General features: G+C 70.3%; 21 protein-coding genes. 5 read left to right on the top strand and 16 right to left on the bottom strand.

Annotated features, from left to right (window positions below; genetic code table 11):
- Positions 1–31: 31 nt before the first annotated feature.
- Entirely contained in the window at positions 32–688 is a 657-nt protein-coding gene (ccmB, locus tag FGX59_RS01760) for a heme exporter protein CcmB (RefSeq protein WP_138464749.1), read from the bottom strand.
- Positions 685–1,296: a heme ABC exporter ATP-binding protein CcmA gene (gene ccmA / locus FGX59_RS01765; protein WP_138464751.1), complete on the bottom strand. Its 612-nt coding sequence runs from the start codon at positions 1,294–1,296 to the stop codon at positions 685–687. The genes ccmB and ccmA overlap by 4 nt, the downstream gene beginning before the upstream one ends.
- Positions 1,297–1,414: 118 nt before the next feature.
- On the opposite strand from ccmA, the gene FGX59_RS01770 reads away from it, so the two are divergent.
- Positions 1,415–3,526 (top strand): glycosyltransferase family 2 protein, encoded by a 2,112-nt coding sequence (locus tag FGX59_RS01770; protein ID WP_171060475.1) that lies wholly within the window; start codon positions 1,415–1,417, stop codon positions 3,524–3,526.
- Here FGX59_RS01770 and ureG read toward each other — a convergent pair.
- The 5 genes from ureG to ureC form a co-directional block, all read right to left on the bottom strand.
- Positions 3,514–4,155, bottom strand: a complete 642-nt coding sequence (gene ureG, locus FGX59_RS01775; RefSeq protein WP_138464755.1) for an urease accessory protein UreG — start codon at positions 4,153–4,155, stop codon at positions 3,514–3,516. The genes FGX59_RS01770 and ureG overlap by 13 nt on opposite strands.
- A 14-nt stretch (positions 4,156–4,169) precedes the next feature.
- The gene (locus tag FGX59_RS01780; protein ID WP_138464757.1) at positions 4,170–4,829 is read right to left on the bottom strand and encodes an urease accessory protein UreF; all 660 of its coding nucleotides are present in this window, start codon (positions 4,827–4,829) and stop codon (positions 4,170–4,172) included.
- Positions 4,810–5,277 (bottom strand): urease accessory protein UreE, encoded by a 468-nt coding sequence (locus FGX59_RS01785; RefSeq protein ID WP_138464759.1) that lies wholly within the window; start codon positions 5,275–5,277, stop codon positions 4,810–4,812. Before FGX59_RS01785 ends, FGX59_RS01780 begins: the two co-directional genes overlap by 20 nt.
- Before the next feature lie 37 nt (positions 5,278–5,314).
- Positions 5,315–5,578 carry a hypothetical protein gene (locus tag FGX59_RS01790; protein WP_138464761.1) on the bottom strand — a complete coding sequence of 88 codons (264 nt, stop codon included), beginning with the start codon at positions 5,576–5,578 and terminating at the stop codon, positions 5,315–5,317.
- A gap of 429 nt (positions 5,579–6,007) precedes the next feature.
- Positions 6,008–7,717 (bottom strand): urease subunit alpha, encoded by a 1,710-nt coding sequence (gene ureC / locus FGX59_RS01795; protein ID WP_138464763.1) that lies wholly within the window; start codon positions 7,715–7,717, stop codon positions 6,008–6,010.
- 198 nt (positions 7,718–7,915) lie between these two features.
- On the opposite strand from ureC, the gene FGX59_RS01800 reads away from it, so the two are divergent.
- Complete coding sequence (locus FGX59_RS01800; protein ID WP_138464765.1) at positions 7,916–8,467, top strand: hypothetical protein; 552 nt, start codon at positions 7,916–7,918, stop codon at positions 8,465–8,467.
- A gap of 21 nt (positions 8,468–8,488) precedes the next feature.
- On the opposite strand, the gene FGX59_RS01805 is transcribed toward FGX59_RS01800, so the two are convergent.
- The 5 genes from FGX59_RS01805 to FGX59_RS01825 form a co-directional block, all read right to left on the bottom strand.
- Complete coding sequence (locus FGX59_RS01805; protein WP_138464767.1) at positions 8,489–8,848, bottom strand: hypothetical protein; 360 nt, start codon at positions 8,846–8,848, stop codon at positions 8,489–8,491.
- 164 nt (positions 8,849–9,012) lie between these two features.
- Positions 9,013–9,801 carry a transcriptional regulator gene (locus FGX59_RS39440; protein ID WP_138464769.1) on the bottom strand — a complete coding sequence of 263 codons (789 nt, stop codon included), beginning with the start codon at positions 9,799–9,801 and terminating at the stop codon, positions 9,013–9,015.
- 65 nt (positions 9,802–9,866) lie between these two features.
- Entirely contained in the window at positions 9,867–10,175 is a 309-nt protein-coding gene (locus FGX59_RS01815; protein WP_138464771.1) for an urease subunit beta, read from the bottom strand.
- A 291-nt stretch (positions 10,176–10,466) separates the two neighbouring features.
- Positions 10,467–10,769 carry an urease subunit gamma gene (locus FGX59_RS01820; protein ID WP_138464773.1) on the bottom strand — a complete coding sequence of 101 codons (303 nt, stop codon included), beginning with the start codon at positions 10,767–10,769 and terminating at the stop codon, positions 10,467–10,469.
- Positions 10,770–10,785: 16 nt separating this feature from the next.
- The gene (locus tag FGX59_RS01825; RefSeq protein WP_138464775.1) at positions 10,786–11,628 is read right to left on the bottom strand and encodes an urease accessory protein UreD; all 843 of its coding nucleotides are present in this window, start codon (positions 11,626–11,628) and stop codon (positions 10,786–10,788) included.
- A gap of 161 nt (positions 11,629–11,789) precedes the next feature.
- Between FGX59_RS01825 and pyrC the strand changes: the two genes are divergently transcribed.
- From pyrC to FGX59_RS01840, 3 genes are all read left to right on the top strand, one after another.
- Positions 11,790–12,830 carry a dihydroorotase gene (gene pyrC, locus FGX59_RS01830; RefSeq protein WP_138464777.1) on the top strand — a complete coding sequence of 347 codons (1,041 nt, stop codon included), beginning with the start codon at positions 11,790–11,792 and terminating at the stop codon, positions 12,828–12,830.
- 212 nt (positions 12,831–13,042) lie between these two features.
- Entirely contained in the window at positions 13,043–13,387 is a 345-nt protein-coding gene (locus FGX59_RS01835; protein ID WP_138464779.1) for a hypothetical protein, read from the top strand.
- A gap of 236 nt (positions 13,388–13,623) precedes the next feature.
- Positions 13,624–14,301: an orotate phosphoribosyltransferase gene (locus FGX59_RS01840; protein ID WP_138464781.1), complete on the top strand. Its 678-nt coding sequence runs from the start codon at positions 13,624–13,626 to the stop codon at positions 14,299–14,301.
- A gap of 12 nt (positions 14,302–14,313) precedes the next feature.
- Here the strand turns inward: FGX59_RS01840 and FGX59_RS01845 are convergent, their stop codons facing one another.
- The 4 genes from FGX59_RS01845 to FGX59_RS01860 all read right to left on the bottom strand — a co-directional run bounded on the left by FGX59_RS01845 (position 14,314) and on the right by FGX59_RS01860 (position 18,306).
- Positions 14,314–14,586 (bottom strand): hypothetical protein, encoded by a 273-nt coding sequence (locus FGX59_RS01845; protein ID WP_138464783.1) that lies wholly within the window; start codon positions 14,584–14,586, stop codon positions 14,314–14,316.
- A 133-nt stretch (positions 14,587–14,719) separates the two neighbouring features.
- On the bottom strand, positions 14,720–16,180 hold the full coding sequence (gene der / locus FGX59_RS01850) for a ribosome biogenesis GTPase Der (protein WP_138464785.1): 1,461 nt from the start codon (positions 16,178–16,180) through the stop codon (positions 14,720–14,722).
- A gap of 48 nt (positions 16,181–16,228) precedes the next feature.
- Positions 16,229–17,650, bottom strand: coding sequence for a PQQ-binding-like beta-propeller repeat protein (locus tag FGX59_RS01855; protein ID WP_240722221.1), 1,422 nt, complete (start codon positions 17,648–17,650; stop codon positions 16,229–16,231).
- 5 nt (positions 17,651–17,655) lie between these two features.
- On the bottom strand, positions 17,656–18,306 hold the full coding sequence (locus FGX59_RS01860; RefSeq protein WP_171060476.1) for a hypothetical protein: 651 nt from the start codon (positions 18,304–18,306) through the stop codon (positions 17,656–17,658).
- Between the last annotated feature and the right edge of the window lie 193 nt (positions 18,307–18,499).

The raw sequence follows: 18,499 nt of genomic DNA on the forward strand, positions 1-18,499 counted from the left end.
CCTCTCTGCAGGCGCACAATATCGTGGCCGGTCACCTCAGGTTTATCCGCAGCGCGGCAGCGGCGGCAAACGGCATCGCCGCCAGCACGCCCAGCGTGATCGCGCAGCTCAGAAGCAGCGGCACCTGCGTCTCCAGCCCCTCCGCGCCGCGCCGCGCAACCTCGGCGCCGAAGATCAGCGTCGGCACGTAGAGCGGCAGCACCAGCAGCGACAGCAAGAGCCCGCCGCGCTTCAGCCCGACGGTCAGCGCCGCGCCGAAAGCGCCGATCATGCTGAGCGCCGGGGTGCCGCAGGCCAGCGACAGCACCAGCCAGCCATAGCCCGGCTGCGGCAAGTTCAGAAGCACCCCCAGCGGCGCCGCCACCAGCGTCAGCGGCAGCCCCGTCGTCAGCCAGTGCGCGCAGGCCTTGACCAGCACCACGCCCTCCAGCGGGATCGGCGCGGTCGCCAGCAGGTCGAGCGTCCCGTCCTCGTGATCGAGCGCCAGCATCCGGTCGAGCGACAGGAGGCAAGCCAGCAGCGCCCCGATCCACAGCACCCCGGCCGCGATCGGCGCCAGCCGCGAGGTGTTGGGTCCCACCGCGAAGGGCACCAGAACCACGACGATCAGGAAGAAGGCCAGCGCCAGGCCGAAGCCGCCGCCCGCCCGCACCGCCAGCTTCAGGTCCCGCAGCAGCAGCGCGATCACAGGAAGGCCTCGTCGAAATCCGAGGCGCGCGTCGCGGGCTTCGCCTTGAAGGGGGCCAGTTCCAGCACCCGCGCCTCGAGCCCCAGATCGATATGGGTCGCGATCAGCGCCGCGCCGCCCGAGGCCAGATGCGCGCGCACCGCATCGGCGAAAAGCGCGACGCTGGCGGTGTCGAGCGACACGGTCGGCTCGTCGAGCACCCAGACCGGCCGGCCGGTCACGAGGAGCCGCGCCAGGCCCAGCCGCCGCTTCTGACCGGCAGACAGCGTCCCGGCCATGCGATGGGCCAGCTCGCGCAGGTTGAAGGCGTCAAGCGCCGGAGAGATGTCCGTCGTGCCGAAGGCCGCCGCCCAGAAGCGCAGGTTCTCCGTCACCGAAAGCTGCGCCTTGATCCCGTCGGCATGCCCGGCATAGGCGATGCCCTCGGCGCCCTCGACCTCGCCCGCCAGCGGCGGCGCGAGCCCGGCGATTACCCGCAAGAGCGTCGTCTTGCCGATCCCGTTCGGCCCGCGCAGCACCAGCGCCTCGCCGGCATCGAGCCGGAAGGAGACGCCCTCGGTCACGGGCACGCCGCCGCGGGCGCAGGTCAGGTCGGTCACGCTCAGCATGGCTGTCCTGCTATCCCAATGCCCTGCCCGGGAAAAGTCCCTCTGGAGGAGATGCGACCTATTGGGGAGGCCGGGGCGGCGAAACCGGGCGTTAACCGAGGCCGGGCGAAGGGTGGCCATGACGCGCATCCTGCTTCATGCCGGGCCCTGCCCGATCGGCGCCGGACGGCTCCAGGCGGTTCTGCGTGCCGGGCCGCCGCCGGGCTGGCTGCGACCCCGCGCGCCCGGGCTGCCGGCCGGTGTGCGGCTTTTCATGGCCGCGCTCGATCCCGGCCATGTCGATCCCCTGCGCGCCGCGCGGGGCCATGCGCCCGAAGACCGGCACGCGGCGCTCGGCGAGCGGCTGCGGCAGGAGCTGGCGGCGGAAATCTCCGGGGCGGATCAGGTGCTGATCTGCTGCGATCTGGCGGGGCGGCATCTGCGGCGGGCAAGCGAGCTCGGGCGGCTGCGCAGTTTTCTGACGCCTCTGGGGGATGTGGAACTGGCGATCGATCCGCCCGATCCCTTGGCCGGGCTTCTCGCGCATTGGAGCGCGCAGCTGCTCTGGGGCCGGGTGACGCCGCTCGGGGCCGATCTGGCCGGACGGCCCGATGACTGGGCAGCGGCGCGGGCCTGCCATGCGCTGCCGCGGCCGGAGCTCGACGATTTCCCCGAGCTGGAGCTGCCGCCGCACTGGCTCGCGGCCGAAACGTTCCGGACCTTCTGGGAGGCGGAATTCGGTTCGGCCAGGGTCCTGCCCGGCGCGGAGGCCGCCTGCGCGCATCTCGGCCTTCCACCGCCGGGCCCCGCAGCGCCCCAGCCATCGGCCCGGACGCTCGCGCGCGCGGCGGCGCTCAACCCTCTGATCCGAAATGCTTTGTCGCGTGGCTTGGCGATCCCGCGCAAGCTTCGCGCCCAGGCGATGGCGGCGCTGGCGGTCGACGGGTCACCGCTTGATCCCGCGCCGCTTTCGGCCTGGCTGGCGGGAGGCCCGGCGCCAGATCGCATCCTGCCCAAGGAGGACAGTTTCGATCCTGGGGCGGCGATGGATGCGCTGCTGCCGCGGATGCTGGCCGCCGCCGCCGCGCCCCGGCCCGAGGGGACGAGCCTGCCCGAAAATGTGCGCCAGACCCATGCGCGGCTCCTGCGCTCGCGCTATTCGCCGCATGACCGGATCGCGCCGCCCGCCGGTCCCGAAACGCCCTTTCCCGCTGTGCCCACGCGCGCGGGTGGCGCCCGGCGGGTGATCGTCGCCTGCGCCAAGGACGAGGGCCCCTATCTGCTCGAATGGCTGGCTTTCCATCGCGCGATCGGCTTCGATCATGTGCTGGTCTATACCAACGACTGTTCCGACGGGACCGACCGGCTGCTCGATCTGGTGGCGCGCCAGGGCTGGGTCACGCGGATCGCCAATGACCGCTGGCAGGGGAAATCGCCGCAGCAGGCAGCGCTGAACCACGCGGTCACGACGGATCTGCTGCGCGAGGCGGAGTGGGTGCTCCATATCGACACGGACGAGTTCGCGAATATCCGCACCGGCGACGGCACGCTCGAAGCGCTCTTCGCGGCCTGTCCGCAGGCGACGCATTGGGCGCTGACCTGGCGGCTCTTCGGCGCCGCGGCGGTTGCAATCGAGGACCGCCCCGTCATCGCCCAGGGAACGCGCTGCGCCCCGGCCTTCTGCCCCAAGCCGCATACCGCCTGGGGGTTTAAGACCTTGTCGCAGAACATTGGGATCTATGAAAAAATTTCCTGCCACCGGCCGGTGAAGCCCAAGGAGGAAGGGCTTCGCCATGCGCATTGGGTGAATGGCTCCGGAGACCCGATGGGGCCGGAGGTGGCCAGGCGCGGCTGGCGGTCCTCAATTGCAACCATCGGCTACGGCCTGGTGCAGCTGAACCACTATCCGCTGCGTTCGCAGGACGGGTTCCTGGTCAAGCGCCAGCGCGGCCGCGCGCTGCATGTCGACCGGCAGATCGGCCGGAACTACTGGATCCGCATGGACTGGCAGGATCGCGAGGACCGCTCCATCCTGCGCCACCTGCCGCGGGTGCAGGCCGGAATCGACGAGCTGATGGCCGACCCCGAGATCGCCGCGGCCCATGCCCGGGCGCTGGACTGGCACCGGACCCGGGCGGCCGCGCTGCGCGCCGACCCGGCCAATGCCGGGCTGGTACGTGAGATCGCGGAGCTAGAGCTGACCCAGACCGAACGCGCGGCCTGGGCGATGGTGCTCGATCACGAGACCTGAGCGGGCTCCGGTTGCAGAACGAGACCGCCCTCGCGGACGAGGAAATCGATGATTTCGGCCACGCCCTTGCCATGGCGGAGCTGCGCCATCACGAAGGGACGTCCGGCGCGGCTGCGGGTCGCGTCCTCTTCCAGCAGATCGGTAGAGACCCCGACATGCGGGGCGAGGTCCGTCTTGTTGATGACCAGCAGATCCGAGCGGGTGACGCCGGGGCCCTTCTTGCGCGGAATGTCCTGGCCCGCGGCGGTGTCGATGACATAGAGCGTCAGGTCGGCCAGCTCGGGCGAGAAGGTCGCGGCCAGGTTGTCGCCGCCGGACTCGATCAGGATCAGGTCGAGATCGGGGAACTGGCCGCGCAGATCGGCCACCGCGGCGAGGTTGATCGAGGCATCCTCGCGGATCGCGGTATGCGGGCAGCCGCCGGTTTCGACGCCGCGGATGCGGTCGCCGGGCAGCACCTGGGCGCGCATCAGCGCCTCGGCATCCTCGCGGGTGTAGATGTCGTTGGTGATGACCGCCATCGACAGCCGCGGCGCCAGCGCGCGGGCGAGCTGTTCGGTCAGGGTGGTCTTGCCGGCGCCCACCGGGCCGCCGATGCCCACGCGCAGCGGGCCGTTCGTCTGTGCCATTTCGGTCTCCTTGGTCAGCTGCGGAACAGCCGGACTTCCTGGTATTCATGCGCCATCGCCGCCAGATCGGCGCCCGGCACGGCGGACCAGAGCGCCTCCTCCCCGGCCCCGGCCAGCTCTGCGGCGAGCCGGCCGGTCAAGGGCCCCAGCGCCTGGATCACCCGCTGCCCCTCGGTCTGGCCGAGCGGGACCATCCGCACCGCGCCAAGCACCAGGTTCGAGGCGAAGCTCTGCAGATAGAGGCCGATCACCGTCTCGGGGGACAGCGCGAGCTGCCGCGCCTGCACGCCGACCGCCACCGGCAGGGCCATCTCCGGCCAGTCGGTGTCCAGAAGCGCGTTGGTCGTGGCGAGGAAGGCGCGGCCCTGGGCGAGCGATTCCATGTGGCGTTCGGCAGAGGCCGCCAGCGCCCGCGCCAGCGCGTCGGTCTCGCCGGGATCGGCACCGCCCAGCACCATCGACAGCAGCACCGCGTCGCAGCGCCCGCTGCCATGGCAGATCAGGTCCGCCAGCCAGTCGCGAAGCCCGTCCGCGTCGCGGATCGTGCCGGTCGAAATCGCGTGCTCCAGCCCGTGGGAGAAGGCGAAGCTGCCCAGCGGGAAGGCGGGTGACAGCCACTGGACCAGCGTCAGCAGATCGCCGGAGCGGCCGGGCTCAGTGATGGTGGTGGCCATGATCGTGCCCCATGGTGCGGCCATGCCCGTAGGCCCCGCCCTCGGGGCGGAAGGGCGCCGTCACATGCGCGACCGTGGCGCCGAGCTGGCGCAGCATCGCCTCCAGCACGTGATCCTCGAGGATGCGCAGCGACGCGGCGCCGATCTCGCAGGGGGTGTGGCGGTTGCCGATATGCCAGGCCAGCCGCGGCAGGTCGCCGGTGATCTCCAGCAGCCCTTCGGCGGCGGCGCGGATCGCCACGCGCGCCCCGGTCTCCAGAAGGAAGGCGTCGCCCTCGTCGAGCCCGCGGGTCTCGGGCAGGTCGGCGAGGAAGACGGTTCCGGCATCCGAGGTCAGCCGCCGCCGACGCAGCAGTCGGTCGCCATAGGTCAGGGAAATCGTGTCGTCCCCCGGCTCGGCACGCGTCACGCTCTGCGCCAGGGGATAGGTGTCTGTGGTCTCGCTCATGGCCGGAGATTGCGCCGCAGGGCAGCGGAGCGCAAGCTCAACTATTCGCCGAGCGGAAGGCGAAGCGGGCGGCAAAGGCCGGGAAGCGCTCGCGCATCACATAGGCCGGGATCTCCTCGCGCTCGATCCCGAGCATGCCGAGATCGAAATCGCTGAGCGTGTTGAGCCGCAGCGCCTCGCGGCGGTAGCGGCGGTGCAGCCCGGCGGGATTGAGACCGAAGCCCAGATTGGCCAGGGCGGTGTCGAAATCCTTGTCGAGATCGGGCGGATACAGCACGTACACATCTGCTGTCATGGGCATGGGTCAGAACACTCCTGTCACGGGCGACCGGAAGGCGGCACGCGTCGCGTCTCCGCCATCCTGCCTGTGCGCGGCTTCCTTCCGGGCTATCCCGAAAGCCTTAGGCAAAACTTGAGAGAGCTGCGGCGAAAACGCCCGAGGCGGGAAAAACGCCAGGCTACGGGGCCAACCTGCCCGATCTTTCGGCACATGCACAGAAACCGACATCCGGAAACTCACTGCTCGGTTTCCTCCCGTGCCACCAAGGTAGCATGGGGCGGCAGCGGATCCCGCTCTGGCAGAAGGAATTTCGCTGCAATGCAGCGTTACCGCCGATCCCTGCCCGTTTTCCGGGCAGAGACCGCAAAAAAGGCGCAGCGGACGGATCGCTGCGCCTGATCCGCGTGGCCGGGACGCCCTGCCCCGGTTCTGTCCCGGGTCAGCCCGGTGTCAGAACATGAAATAGCGCTGCGCCATCGGCAGGACCGAGGCGGGTTCGCAGATCAGGAGCTCGCCATCGGCGCGCACCTCGTAGGTCTCGGGATGGACCTCGATCTTCGGGGTGGCGGCGTTCATCACCATGTCGGCCTTGCCGATATTGCGGGTGTTCCTGACCGCGACCGTCTCCTTGGCGAGGCCGAGCGCTTTGCCGATGCCCGCCGCCTCGGCGGCCTGGCTGACGAAGGTCACGGCCGAGCGCGTCACCGAGCCGCCGAAGGCGCCGAACATCGGGCGGCTGTAGACCGGCTGCGGCGTCGGGATCGAGGCGTTCGGATCGCCCATCTGCGCCACGGCGATCGTGCCGCCGAGCAGCACCATCTCGGGCTTCACGCCGAAGAAGGCGGGCGACCAGATCGCCAGATCCGCGCGCTTGCCGACCGAGATGGAGCCGATCTCGTGGCTCAGCCCGTGGGCGATGGCCGGGTTGATCGTGTATTTCGAGACGAAGCGCTTGACGCGGACATTGTCATTCTCGCCGGTCTCTTCGGGCAGGCGGCCGCGCTGGACCTTCATCTTGTGGGCGGTCTGCCAGGTGCGGATGATCACCTCGCCGACGCGGCCCATCGCCTGGCTGTCGGAGGCGATGATCGACATGGCGCCGAGGTCGTGCAGGATGTCCTCGGCCGCGATGGTCTCCTTGCGGATGCGGCTCTCGGCGAAGGCGACATCCTCGGGGATCGCCTTGTCGAGATGGTGGCAGACCATGAGCATGTCGAGATGCTCTTCCAGCGTGTTCACCGTGTAGGGCCGGGTCGGATTGGTCGAAGACGGGATCACGTTCGCCTCGCCCACGACCTTCAGGATGTCGGGCGCATGGCCGCCGCCCGCGCCCTCGGTATGGAAGGCGTGGATGGTGCGGCCCTTGATGGCCGCGACGGTGTTCTCGACGAAGCCCGATTCATTCAGCGTGTCGGTATGGATCATCACCTGGACATCCATGTCGTCGGCGACGCTCAGGCAGTTGTCGATCGCGCCGGGGGTGGTCCCCCAGTCCTCGTGCAGCTTCATCGCGCAGGCGCCGGCCTCGATCATCTCGACGAGCGGCGCGGGCTGCGAGGCATTGCCCTTGGCCGAAAGCGCCAGGTTCATCGGGAAGGCGTCGAAGGCCTGCAGCATGCGGCTGATGTGCCAGGAGCCGGGGGTGCAGGTCGTGGCCAGCGTGCCATGGGCCGGGCCGGTCCCACCGCCGAGCATGGTGGTCAGGCCGGAATGCAGCGCGTCGTCGATCTGCTGCGGGCAGATGAAGTGGATATGGCTGTCGAAGCCGCCCGCGGTGACGATGCGTCCCTCGCCCGCGATCACCTCGGTCGAGGGGCCGACGATGATGTCGACATTGGGCTGGGTGTCGGGGTTCCCGGCCTTGCCGATGGCGGCGATCCGCCCGTCCTTCAGCCCGATATCCGCCTTGTAGATGCCGGTATGGTCGAGGATCAGCGCATTGGTGATGACGGTGTCGACCGCCCCGCCCGCCCGGGTCACCTGGCTCTGGCCCATGCCGTCGCGGATCACCTTGCCGCCGCCGAATTTCACCTCTTCGCCATAGGTGGTCAGGTCCTTCTCGACCTCGATGACCAGATCGGTATCGGCAAGCCGCACGCGGTCGCCGGTGGTCGGGCCGTACATGTCGGCATAGGCGGCGCGGGTGATCTTTGCGGGCATGGAGGGCTCCCTCAGTCTCGGGTCTTGGTCGCGCCTACCTGACACGAAAGCCGGGCCGGTCCGCAAGGGGGCAGCGTTGCGGCAGGTTGCGCCCTCCGGAGGATGCCCGGAAATCAGGCACATGCGCGGCCCCGTCCCGTTGCCCGCGGGGCCCGCCGCGTCTAGTCTCGGAGGAGACCGTCATTCCGGAGCACGTCCATGTCCTTTCGACCCGCCCTCGTTCCCGCCGTCGCCCTTGCCGCGCTCGGCCTCCTGGCCGCCTGCGACCCCGAGCCGGGCACGGGCAGCGCAAGCTCGGCCTCCAGCAGCAGCGCCGCGACAAGCAGCGACCCGGTGACCGCAGAGGTGCAGCGCCGCGCCGCTGCGATGTGCAACGCCGACCCCTCCCGCGCAGGCGACTGCGCGCCGGTGGTCGCCTGCTTCGGCGAGAGCGGACCCGCGCTGGTCGGGCGCAGCTACCTGTCGCAGGGCGGCCGCCTCTCGGCCGAGGGCACCGGCGGGCTCAGCTGCACCGGCGGCGTGCTGCCGACGGTCAGCCGCTCCGTCGCGCGGGTGCATCTGACCTGCTCGGATGGCAGCGTGGTGGATTTCCAGTTCCGCACCGCCAGCCCGGGCAACCTGCGCGGCCAGGGCGTGACCCAGAACGGCGTGCCGCTGACCATCTGGTCGGGGCGCAACATGTGGCGCGATTTCGACGCGCCCGGCAATGCGGCGGGCCGCGCCTGCGTGAAGGCCGGGCTGGGTCTCTGACCCCGCCCGCGGGGCCCGCGCTCAGATCACCGAGTAGCGCAGCCCCGCCTGGCCCAGCCGCCTGGCATTCGCGGCGGTGCGGTTGCGCAGCGGCGCCACCGCCGCGGACAGGACCTGGTCGAAGCGCGCGCCGAGGCTCGCGGCGGTGATCGCCGCGCCGGTGGCCTCGGCGAAGCCCAGGGATTTCTCCAGCATCATCAGCCCGGGTTCGTCGGGCTCCATGTGCCAGATGCCGCCCAGGCCCAGAAGGCGCATGGCGATCACCGCCTGGGACTCGGCGCCGAGCCACATCAGGTCGAAGCCGAGCTTCATCACATCATGCGGGATCGAGGGAACGTCGTCGGAAAGCGAGGGGGCAAGCGCGGCCTCGGAGGGGGACATGGCAACTCCTTGCGGTCGGTGGACCTTACGTAATCGTTATACTATGGCAAAAGCGTTGACGTTTTCCGCCTGCCCCATTTGACGCATGTCCCGGCAGACGAAAAGGCGTGCCCCGCGGGACACGCCTTTGCCGTATAGTGCTGAAAATGCGCCGTATTCTGCGGCTATTTCTTGTCTTCGGTCTTGCTGGCCGCGGGCGCGGCCCGGCGGCGGCGCGGCGCGGCGGGTTTGGCATCGCCCTCGGCGACGGCCGGTTTCGCTGCGGTGCGGCGGCGAGTCGCCGGCTTCGCGGCGGTCGCGGTGCCGCTGCTCGCGGCGGCCTTCGCCGCGGGCTTGGCGGCGGTGCGGCGCGCGGGCGCCTTCTTGGCCGGCGCGGCTGCCTCGGCTTGCGGCGCGGGCGCGGCGGCCGGTGCTGCGGCGGCAGCGGGCTTCGGCGCCTCCGCCGGTTTCGGCGCTTCGGGCGCAGCCTCGGCCTTCGGTGCCGGAGCGGGCGCAGGCGCCTCTGCCTTCGGCGCTTCGGGCGCAGGCTCGGCCTTCGGTGCCGGAGCGGGCGCAGGCGCCTCTGCCTTCGGCGCTTCGGGCGCAGGCTTGGCAGCCTCGGCCTTCGGCGCGGCAGCGGCGGCTTTCGCCGGCGCTTTCGGCGCGGCCTTGCGCGCGGGCTTGGCGGTCGGCTTCTTCGGCGCATCGGCGGTCGGCGTGCCTGCGGGCACGGCGCGCAGCACCGGCTTCTCGGCCGCGGGCTTCGGCGCGGGCTCTGCGGCGGGCGCGGTGGTCACCGGCGCGGGCTTCGCCGCCTCGTCCTTCAGCTGGCGCGCGGCGCTCAGCCCGAAATCCCATGCGCTGCAGGCGCTGACCATCTTCATGGTCATGTCCATCTGCGCCTCGGCCGAACGCAGCCACAGCTCCATGCCGTTGCGCCACATGTCCATCGGGGTCACGAATTGTTTCTGCATGTCTCCCCATACTCCAAAGTTGGCCGGAAAGCTCGCCGCCTTGCCCGAACACATATTCACGAACATCATTCCAGCGCTCCCATCACCGCCTGGTTGAACCCGAAGACCTTGCGCGCGCCGCCCAGCGGCACCAGCCGCACCGTGCGGCTCTGCCCCGGCTCGAAGCGCACCGCGGTGCCCGCGGCGATGTCGAGCCGCTTGCCGCGGGCCGCGGCCCGGTCGAATTGCAGCGCGCCATTGGTCTCGGCGAAATGGTAGTGGCTGCCGACCTGGACCGGACGGTCGCCTGCATTGGCCACCTCCAGCTCGGTGACATCGGCGCCGTCGTTGAGGGTGATGTCGCCCTCGGCGGTCATCACTTCTCCTGGAATCATGCGGAGCTCTCCGTTCTCTGCCCGTCCGGCCTGCCGCCGGTCCGGTTGTCCCTGCGCCTGCGGCGCATCGCGTGCCGGAGCGTGACGGTCGCCGCAGATCCGCGGGTGCCGCTCCGTTCTGGACAGGCCGGACATGGTTGCCGCCCTGCCATGACTACCTTCGCAAAACCCCGGCCTGCTTCCAGTCCGTCGGCGCGCATGGCCAGACTAAACGCACCACTGCCCAAAGAATAGCCAAAAGCGAATGGAACGCGTCGATTCTGCAGCGCTACTTGGTCGCGAGCCCGGCGCTCAGCGGATCGGGTGATGCACGGTGACAAGCTTGGTGCCGTCCGGGAAGGTCGCCTCCACCTGGACGTCATGGATCATCTCGGGGATGCCTTCCATGCATTGCGCGGCGGTGATCACATGGGCGCCGGCCTCCATCAGATCGGCGACCGAACGGCCGTCGCGCGCGCCCTCGACCACGAAATCGGTAATCAGCGCGATGGCTTCCGGGTGGTTGAGCTTCACCCCGCGCTCCAGCCGGTTGCGGGCGACCATCGCGGCGAGGCTGACCAGCAGCTTGTCCTTTTCGCGGGGGGTCAGATTCATGGGGGTCCGTCCTTCTTCAGATCGACCAGACGCGGGGCAAGGGCTGTCCCCGCAGATCGGTGAGCACATGCGCCATCCAGCGGCGCAGATCATGGGGCCTTGCCGCGAGCGCGCGGATCACCAGCCGGCCGTCCCAACCCGAGACCGCGGCACGCAGCCCCTCCGCCTCGCAGAGCGGCCGCAGCCGCGGCGCCAGATCCTCCGCGCCGGGCGCGATCAGCGCGATCGTGGCCAGCGCGCGCGCGCCGCCGAGGCCCGAGGGCGCGCCGCGCTGCGCCAGGGTGCCGGTGCAGATCCGCAGGGGCTCGGCCAACACGGGGCGGCCGTCGCGGCGGATCATCCGGGTGTCGCGGAAATCGAGCTCTGCCAGCGTCTCGCCCATCGCCTCGCGGCCTAGCACGATGGACTCGCACCACAGGCATTCGGCATCGCCGTCCAGGTCGATCTCGGTCCGGCGGTGAAGCGCGGCGCGGTCGAAGAGAATCGTCTCCTGCGGCAGCCAGTCGAGCCGCGCCCCGGCGCCGGCGCGCAAGCGCACGCGCATCTCGGCCGGGCCGGTCTCGGCGAGGCTGGCATAGGCGCGTTCGGCGGTCTGCGTGGTCGCCACCGCGCGGGTGCCGGGCGCGAGATCGAGCGAGAAGCCGATCCGGTCGCCGCCGGTGAGCCCGCCCGCAGTGTTGAGGAAGACCAGCTCCGGCTCGGCGCGGTGCACCTTCGGCAGCATTGCCTTGGCCGAGCCCCGCTGCGCCAGCCGCTCCAGCACGGTGCGCCCGGATCTCAGCGCGAAGCTGACGGCGGCCGCGGCATCGACCCTTTGGCGGGGCGGGCGGGCGGCGGTCCTGGCGGTCTGGTCGAGCATGGGCGTCCTTCGTTCTTCCGGGCCACACTAGCGGTTCCCGCCGCACTGGCAACAGTACCGCATCTCGCCGCAGCCTGCCGCCCGGGCGCGCGCCCGAATAATGTGCAGCCCCCTGCCCGGCCGCTCTTCCCTCCGTGACCGCGCGGGGCTAAAGCAGGCGCATGACCGACACGCTCACGCTCCGCCGCCCCGACGACTGGCACCTGCATCTGCGCGATGGCGCGATGCTCGAGGCCGTCCTGCCCGAGACCACGCGCCATTTCGGCCGCGCGATCATCATGCCCAACCTGGTGCCCCCGGTGGTCACCCCGGCCGATGCCGCGGAATACCGCGACCGCATCCTGGCGGCGAAGCCCGACGGCTCGAAATTCCGCCCGCTGATGACGCTCTACCTGACCGAGACGACCGAGCCGCGCGACATCCGCGCCGCCGCCGAGATCGGGCTGATCACCGCGGTGAAGCTCTATCCGGCCGGGGCGACGACGAACTCCGCCTCGGGCGTGCGCGACCTGTCGAAGGTGCGCCGCGTGCTCGAGACCATGGCCCAGGTCGGCATCCCGCTGTGCTGCCATGGCGAGGTCACGGATCCGGCGATCGACATCTTCGACCGCGAGGCCGTGTTCATCGACACCGTGCTCGACCCGCTGCGCCGCGACATCCCCGAGCTGCGCGTGGTGATGGAGCATATCACCACCTCGAACGCGGTGGACTACGTGTCGGCCTCGACCGGCAACCTCGGCGCGACGATCACCACGCACCACCTGATCATCGACCGCAACCACATCCTGGTGGGCGGGATCAAGCCGCATTACTACTGCCTGCCGGTGGCCAAGCGCGCGACCCATCGCGACGCGCTGGTGGCAGCGGCGACCTCGGGCGATCCGCGCTTCTTCCTCGGCACGGATTCCGCGCCGCACCTGACCAAGGACAAGGAAAGCGCCTGCGGCTGCGCCGGGGTGTTCTCCTCGACCAACACCATGTCCTGCCTGGCGCAGGTCTTCGAGAATGCCGGCGCGCTCGACAAGCTCGAAGGCTTCGCCTCGGTGAACGGGCCGAAATTCTACCGCCTGCCGCCGAACGAGGACACGATCACCCTGAAGAAGGGCGCGCCCGTCGACTACCCCGCGGCGATCGAGACCGAGAACGGCCCCGTGACGGTCTTCGATCCGGGCTTCCCGCTCTACTGGCACGTCGAGGGCTGACAGGCCTGCCGCCATCCGCCTGTCCGGTCCCCCGGGCGGGCGAAGGCCCGATGGTCCGGGCCGCTGCATTGCGGCCCCGGCCTTGATCTTGCGGCACATGCCGCGCGCCCGGCCCGGGCCGGAAATCCGATTGACATCGGGAGACCGCAAGGCAGGCTGCCGATGCGCTCCGGCCCCGGGCCCTGAAGTTCCTGCTGCCGGAAGGCGCGGCGATGTGCTACCTGCGGAGGCTTCCAGAGCCGATGGATTGGCGGCGGCTGCTCTTGAAGATCCTGGATTGGCACAGTCGGCACCCGTTTCTTGTGTCTCTGGCGATTCTCGCATCGGGCTTGGCGCTGCTGTTCGCGGGCATGCTGCTCCTGCCGGTTTTCCATGGAATCCTCGGCTCTCCATTAGACTTGATCCCCCTGATGCCCTCGATGCCCTTCATCTATCTCGGTGTCGTGGCGAGCTCCGAGGCGATTCAGAAGGCCACGATCTTCAGGAACCGCAAGGATATCCGGATGCCGAAAACCGAGGCCATCATGGCCCGGTTGCGGAAAATGGCTGGCGGGTGACGGGGCGGTCCGGGTCATCGGCGGCGCCTGCGGAGAAACCGGGACGCGGCGTCCCGTCCCGGGTCAAATCCTGGCCGTGCCGACGTCCCGCGCCTTCTCCGGACGGCCGGGACCTGGCAAGGCGGCGGGCGCGGACCGCGATCCGTACCGGCCCCGGTGCGTTCCGTGCAGGGCTTTCCCGCGGCAGCGGAATGGGCTAGGGAGCGCCGAGTTTTTCACCGACGGAGCCCGCCCCCATGATCCCCACCTCCTTCCCCTCGAACGAAGAGATGGCCCGCCTGACGGCGCGCGCGCTGCTGGAGATCGGCGCCGTGGATTTCCGTCCGGAAGAGCCCTTCACCCTGGCCTCCGGCCTGCCCTCACCGACCTATATCGACTGCCGCAAGCTGATCAGCTATCCGCGCATCCGTGCAACGCTGATGGATTTCCTGGCCTGCAAGACCATGCGCGAGGCGGGCTTCGAGGCCTTCGACAACGTGGCGGGCGGCGAGACTGCGGGCATCCCCTTCGCGGCCTTCATCGCCGAGCGCCTGGCGCTGCCGATGACCTATGTGCGCAAGAAGCCCAAGGGCTACGGCCGCAATGCCCGGATCGAGGGCGCGATGACCGAGGGGCAGCGGGTGCTGCTGGTCGAGGATCTGACGACCGATGGCGGCTCGAAGCTGAGCTTCGTCGACGCGATCCGCGACACCGGCGCGAGCTGCGCGCATACCTGCGTGATCTTCTCCTACGGCATCTTCCCGGAAATCACCGAGACGCTGGGCGACCATGGCGTGAAACTGACCGCGCTGTGCACCTGGTGGGACGTCTTCGCCGAGGCCGAAGCCTCCGGTGCGTTCAGCGCCGGGACGCTGGCCGGGGTGAAGGAATTCCTGGACGATCCGCGCGGCTGGCAGGCGGCCCGCAAGGGCTGAGCCGGGGGCGCGTCAGCGCGCCATCCCTGCATAGCGCGGCTCGCCCCGCGTCGAGACGGCCGCGAGACAGATCTCGCGCCCGTCGAGACGGAATTTCCTCGGGAATTTCCGTGCGTCGATCTCCACCTGCCACCATTGCAGCGGCTTCTCGTCGATCGTCCGCCGCGTGAAGAGCGCCTGGGCGTTGATCTCGTCGGCGATGCGGCTGCTGTCGAGCGGCTGGCCCGCCCTGAGCAGCACGTATTCCATCGCCTCGTGAAGGTAGAGCTCTCCGGTCCTTGCCATGTTCCATGGTCTCCGTCTTCCGCGCATCTGCGCTTCCTGCGCAGGCATGAAAGACCGGATCCGGTGAAATCGTGGTTAACGCCGCCCGGAGCGGAGAGGAAGAGGCCCCGGATGTCTCCGGGGCGGGACAGGGCTATTTGCGCAGGTGCTTGTTCAGCCGCGAGGGGGTCGACTTCTTGCGGCCCTTGAAGGGGTTCTGGTCGCTCTGCCCGCGGAACCACAGCCGGATCGGCGTGCCCGGCATGTCGAAATCCTGCCGCAGCCCGTTGACCAGGTAGCGCTTGTAGGCGTCGGGCAGCTTGTCGGGATGCGAGCACATCACCACGAAGCCCGGCGGCCGGGTCTTGGCCTGGGTCATGTAGCGCAGCTTGATCCGGCGTCCGCCCGGTGCGGGCGGCGGATGCGCCTCGAGCATCGCGGTCAGCCAGCGGTTCAGCTGCGCGGTCGGAATGCGGCGGTTCCAGGTCATGTGCGCGCGCTCGATCGCCTCGCGCAGCCGGTCCATGCCGCGCCCGGTCTTGGCCGAGAGCGTCACCAGCGGTGCGCCGCGCAGCTGCGGCAGCAGCCGTTCGAACGCGTCCTTCAGCTCGTGCAGCTTGTCCTGGCGGTGGGTTTCGAGATCCCACTTGTTGACGCCGATCACCACCGCGCGTCCCTCGCGCTCGGCAAGGTCGGCGATCCGCAGATCCTGCTGCTCGAAGGGGATCTCCACGTCGAGAAGCACCACCACGACCTCGGCGAAGCGCACGGCGCGCAGGCCGTCGCCGACCGACATCTTCTCGAGCCGGTCCTGGATCTTGGCCTTCTTGCGCATGCCCGCGGTGTCGAAGATGCGCACCGGGCGGCCGTCCCAGTCGACCTGGACCGAGATCGAGTCGCGGGTGATCCCCGCCTCGGGCCCGGTCAGCAGCCGGTCCTCGCCGAGAAGCTGGTTGATCAGCGTCGATTTCCCGGCATTCGGGCGGCCGACCACGGCGACCTGCAGGGGCTTCGTCGGATCGTAGTCCGGGAAGACCTCGCCATCCTCGTCGGAGATGTCGATATCGGTCTCGGGCGCATGCTCGACGGAATCGGCGGCGGCGGCGGCGATCTCCTCGGCATGGGCTTCGGCGATCGGCTGCAGCATGGCGTAGAGTTCCGCCATGCCCTCGCCATGCTCGCCCGAGATCTGCAGGGGCTCGCCCAGGCCCAGCGAATAGGCCTCCAGCGCGCCCGCGGCGCCGGCGGCGCCCTCGGCCTTGTTGGCGGCCAGGATCACCGTCTTGGCGCGGCGGCGCAGGATGTCGGCGAAGAGCTCGTCATTCGCGGTCACCCCGGCGCGGGCGTCGATCATGAAGAGGCAGACATCGGACATGTCGACGGCCCGCTCGGTCAGGCGGCGCATGCGCCCCTGCAGGCTGTCATCGGTGGCGTCCTCGAGTCCGGCCGTGTCGATCACGGTGAACTTCAGGTCGCCAAGGCGCGCCTCGCCCTCGCGCAGGTCGCGCGTGACGCCCGGCTGGTCGTCGACCAGCGCGAGGCGGCGGCCGACGAGGCGGTTGAACAGGGTCGACTTGCCCACATTGGGGCGGCCGACGATGGCGAGCTTGAACACCTTGGTCCCTCCTGAGAGATCAGGCGCCGTCCTTAGCGCATTCCGCCGTCAACGGAAAGCGCGAAGCACGCCATCCTGGGTGAGGACGTAGAGCGTGCCATTTGCGACGATCGGCGCCGAGGCGGCGGGCGCCCCGAGCGGCGTCGCGCGCAAGAGCGCGCCCGAGGCGGGGTCGACCTCGCGCAGCATCCCGTCGGAGGAGGCCAGGATCACCCGTCCGCCTGCCAGCACCGGGCCGTAATGGACGAAGATATCCTTGCGGCGCTTGACCTTCTCGGCCTCGAAGAGCGGCAGGGTCGCGGCCCAGACGGTGGAGCCGTCCGAGGCGTCGATCCGCAGCAGCCGGTTCTCGTCGGAGACGAGGAAGAGCGCGCCGCCCGAAGCGACGACCGAGCCGGTCGCGCCCTCGAGCGAGGTCCAGAGCCGCGATCCCGACGCCGCGTCGAGCGCCGCGAGGCGGCCGGCCTCGGTGGCGACGAAGACGGTGTCCCCGGCGACGACCGGGCTGTTCGGCACTTCGCCGAAGGCGCCATAGGCGCGGCCGGTGCGGCTGCCCGCGACCGATCCAGACCAGAGCGTGATCCCCGCCTGGCGCAGCACCGAGACGAGCTCGCCGCCGCCGAACGGGAAGATGACGGAGTTGCCCGACAGCGCCGGGACGCCGCTGCCGACCACGGAGGCGGGGGCGGCGCTGCCCTCGATCTGCCACAGGATGCGGCCGTTCGAGAGTTCGACCGCCGAGCCCATGCCGTCGCGCGACGTCACGTAGACCAGCCCGTCATGGACCATCGGCGCGGCGGTGGTGGCGGCGCCGAAATCCTGCACCCAGGCCTCGGCCCCGGTCGCGGCGGCGAGCGCGTGCAGCCGGCCGTAGCCGGTGGTGACCAGCAGCGTGCCGCCTTCGACGGCCAGGCCGCCGCCGACGACCACGCCGGGCTTCTCGCCCGCGGGGACCAGCGACTTGCTCCAGAGCACGGCGCCGTTCGTGCCGACCGCGCTGACGGTGCCCGCGCTGTCGAGGGTGAAGACCCGGCCATCGGCGGCCACGGGGGCCGCGCTGAGCCGCTGGCGCTTGGTCGCGCCCTGGCCGATCGGCGTGGCCCAGGTCTGGGTCAGCGCCCCGGCGCGCAGCTGGGCGTGCGGGGCGTCGTGATTGGCGTTCTGCGCCTTCTGCGGCCAGGAGGCGACGGTCCGCGCGGCGGGCAGCGAGATCGCCTTCGCCTCGCCCTCGACCGAATAGCCCGGCTGCGGGATCACCCGCGGCGGCTGCGGCGGCACCTGGGCCGCGGAGGTGTCGGCGGCAGTCGCCAGCACGTCCTGCGCCTGGTCGAGATCGCGCAGCCCGTAGCGTTCGCCCGGCAGGACCTCTTCGGTGCGGGAGCAGGCGCCCAGGGCGAGAGACAGCAGAACGGCCGCCATCGCGGCCTGTCCGGTCCAGCCGCGTGCGCGCGGCATGCTCAGGCGGTCCATTGCAGTCACGAAGCCTCCGGATCGCCACCGAGCGCGACCATCAGCTGCAGCGCGCGCTGGCGCTGGCCGGCGGTCGAATCAGCGGCGCTGCGCAGCTCGGCGAGATCGGCCAGGGCCAGATCGGTTTCGCCGCGCTCGACGCGGATCAGCGCGCGCAGCTCCAGCGCGGTCAGGCGGAAGGCATGGCCCGGCTCGAGCAGCGGCGCCAGCACCTCGAGGCGCTGGTCCGTGGTCAGCCGGTTGTCGGGCAGCTGCACCGCCTTCAGCCGGGCAATGTCGCGGTAGACCGGGCTGATGCTGTCATCGGCGATCAGCGCCTGCAGCATCTCGGTCGCCTTCTGGCTGTCGCCAAGCGCAGCGTCGCCGGCCGCGGTGAGGTCGCGGATCGCCCGCTGGTCGCCGGTCGCGGAGACGCCCTCGACGGCCAGCGCGCGCACCTGCGCATCCTCGGCATCGAGCGCCGCGAGCATGCCGTCGCCGAATTCCTGCGCGGTGCTCTCGGTCCGGCCCTTCTGCCAGTCCCAGTACCCGACGCCGCCCACGCCGACGACGATCGCGGCCACCGCGATCCAGCCATAGCGGCGGGCAAGCTTGTAAAGCCGGTCGCGACGGACCTCCTCGGCGACCTCGTCAATGAAACTGTCTGGACTGCTCACAGGACTCTCCGGTTCATCTCTGGCCGTCTTACAGCCAAATGGCAAAAAATGCCAAGGGCGGCCAAGAGCTTTTGGCGCGGTGTCTTGAAGCGCTGCCCGCGGATCCCTAATCTGAACCGCATGGTTCAGCCCCTGCGCTGGCCGGGGGAGTGGCGGGCGGCAGCGCCCGGCAGGTAGCATACAGGGACCGCGT

The organism is Poseidonocella sp. HB161398, assembly GCF_005870025.1.
In the GTDB taxonomy this organism is placed as follows: domain Bacteria; phylum Pseudomonadota; class Alphaproteobacteria; order Rhodobacterales; family Rhodobacteraceae; genus Mangrovicoccus.

Coding starts and splice junctions, on each gene's coding strand:
- FGX59_RS01845 (WP_138464783.1), bottom strand. CDS start 14,586: ATGGCAAGGACCGGAGAGCTCTACCTTCACGAGGCGATGGAATACGTG.
- FGX59_RS01855 (WP_240722221.1), bottom strand. CDS start 17,650: ATGGACCGCCTGAGCATGCCGCGCGCACGCGGCTGGACCGGACAGGCC.
- pyrC (WP_138464777.1), top strand. CDS start 11,790: ATGACCGACACGCTCACGCTCCGCCGCCCCGACGACTGGCACCTGCAT.
- ureG (WP_138464755.1), bottom strand. CDS start 4,155: ATGGCACAGACGAACGGCCCGCTGCGCGTGGGCATCGGCGGCCCGGTG.
- FGX59_RS01805 (WP_138464767.1), bottom strand. CDS start 8,848: ATGTCCCCCTCCGAGGCCGCGCTTGCCCCCTCGCTTTCCGACGACGTT.
- FGX59_RS01840 (WP_138464781.1), top strand. CDS start 13,624: ATGATCCCCACCTCCTTCCCCTCGAACGAAGAGATGGCCCGCCTGACG.
- ccmA (WP_138464751.1), bottom strand. CDS start 1,296: ATGCTGAGCGTGACCGACCTGACCTGCGCCCGCGGCGGCGTGCCCGTG.
- FGX59_RS01835 (WP_138464779.1), top strand. CDS start 13,043: ATGTGCTACCTGCGGAGGCTTCCAGAGCCGATGGATTGGCGGCGGCTG.
- FGX59_RS01825 (WP_138464775.1), bottom strand. CDS start 11,628: ATGCTCGACCAGACCGCCAGGACCGCCGCCCGCCCGCCCCGCCAAAGG.
- FGX59_RS01815 (WP_138464771.1), bottom strand. CDS start 10,175: ATGATTCCAGGAGAAGTGATGACCGCCGAGGGCGACATCACCCTCAAC.
- FGX59_RS01785 (WP_138464759.1), bottom strand. CDS start 5,277: ATGAGCGAGACCACAGACACCTATCCCCTGGCGCAGAGCGTGACGCGT.
- FGX59_RS39440 (WP_138464769.1), bottom strand. CDS start 9,801: ATGCAGAAACAATTCGTGACCCCGATGGACATGTGGCGCAACGGCATG.
- FGX59_RS01820 (WP_138464773.1), bottom strand. CDS start 10,769: ATGAATCTGACCCCCCGCGAAAAGGACAAGCTGCTGGTCAGCCTCGCC.
- ureC (WP_138464763.1), bottom strand. CDS start 7,717: ATGCCCGCAAAGATCACCCGCGCCGCCTATGCCGACATGTACGGCCCG.
- FGX59_RS01780 (WP_138464757.1), bottom strand. CDS start 4,829: ATGGCCACCACCATCACTGAGCCCGGCCGCTCCGGCGATCTGCTGACG.
- FGX59_RS01800 (WP_138464765.1), top strand. CDS start 7,916: ATGTCCTTTCGACCCGCCCTCGTTCCCGCCGTCGCCCTTGCCGCGCTC.
- FGX59_RS01770 (WP_171060475.1), top strand. CDS start 1,415: ATGACGCGCATCCTGCTTCATGCCGGGCCCTGCCCGATCGGCGCCGGA.
- FGX59_RS01790 (WP_138464761.1), bottom strand. CDS start 5,578: ATGCCCATGACAGCAGATGTGTACGTGCTGTATCCGCCCGATCTCGAC.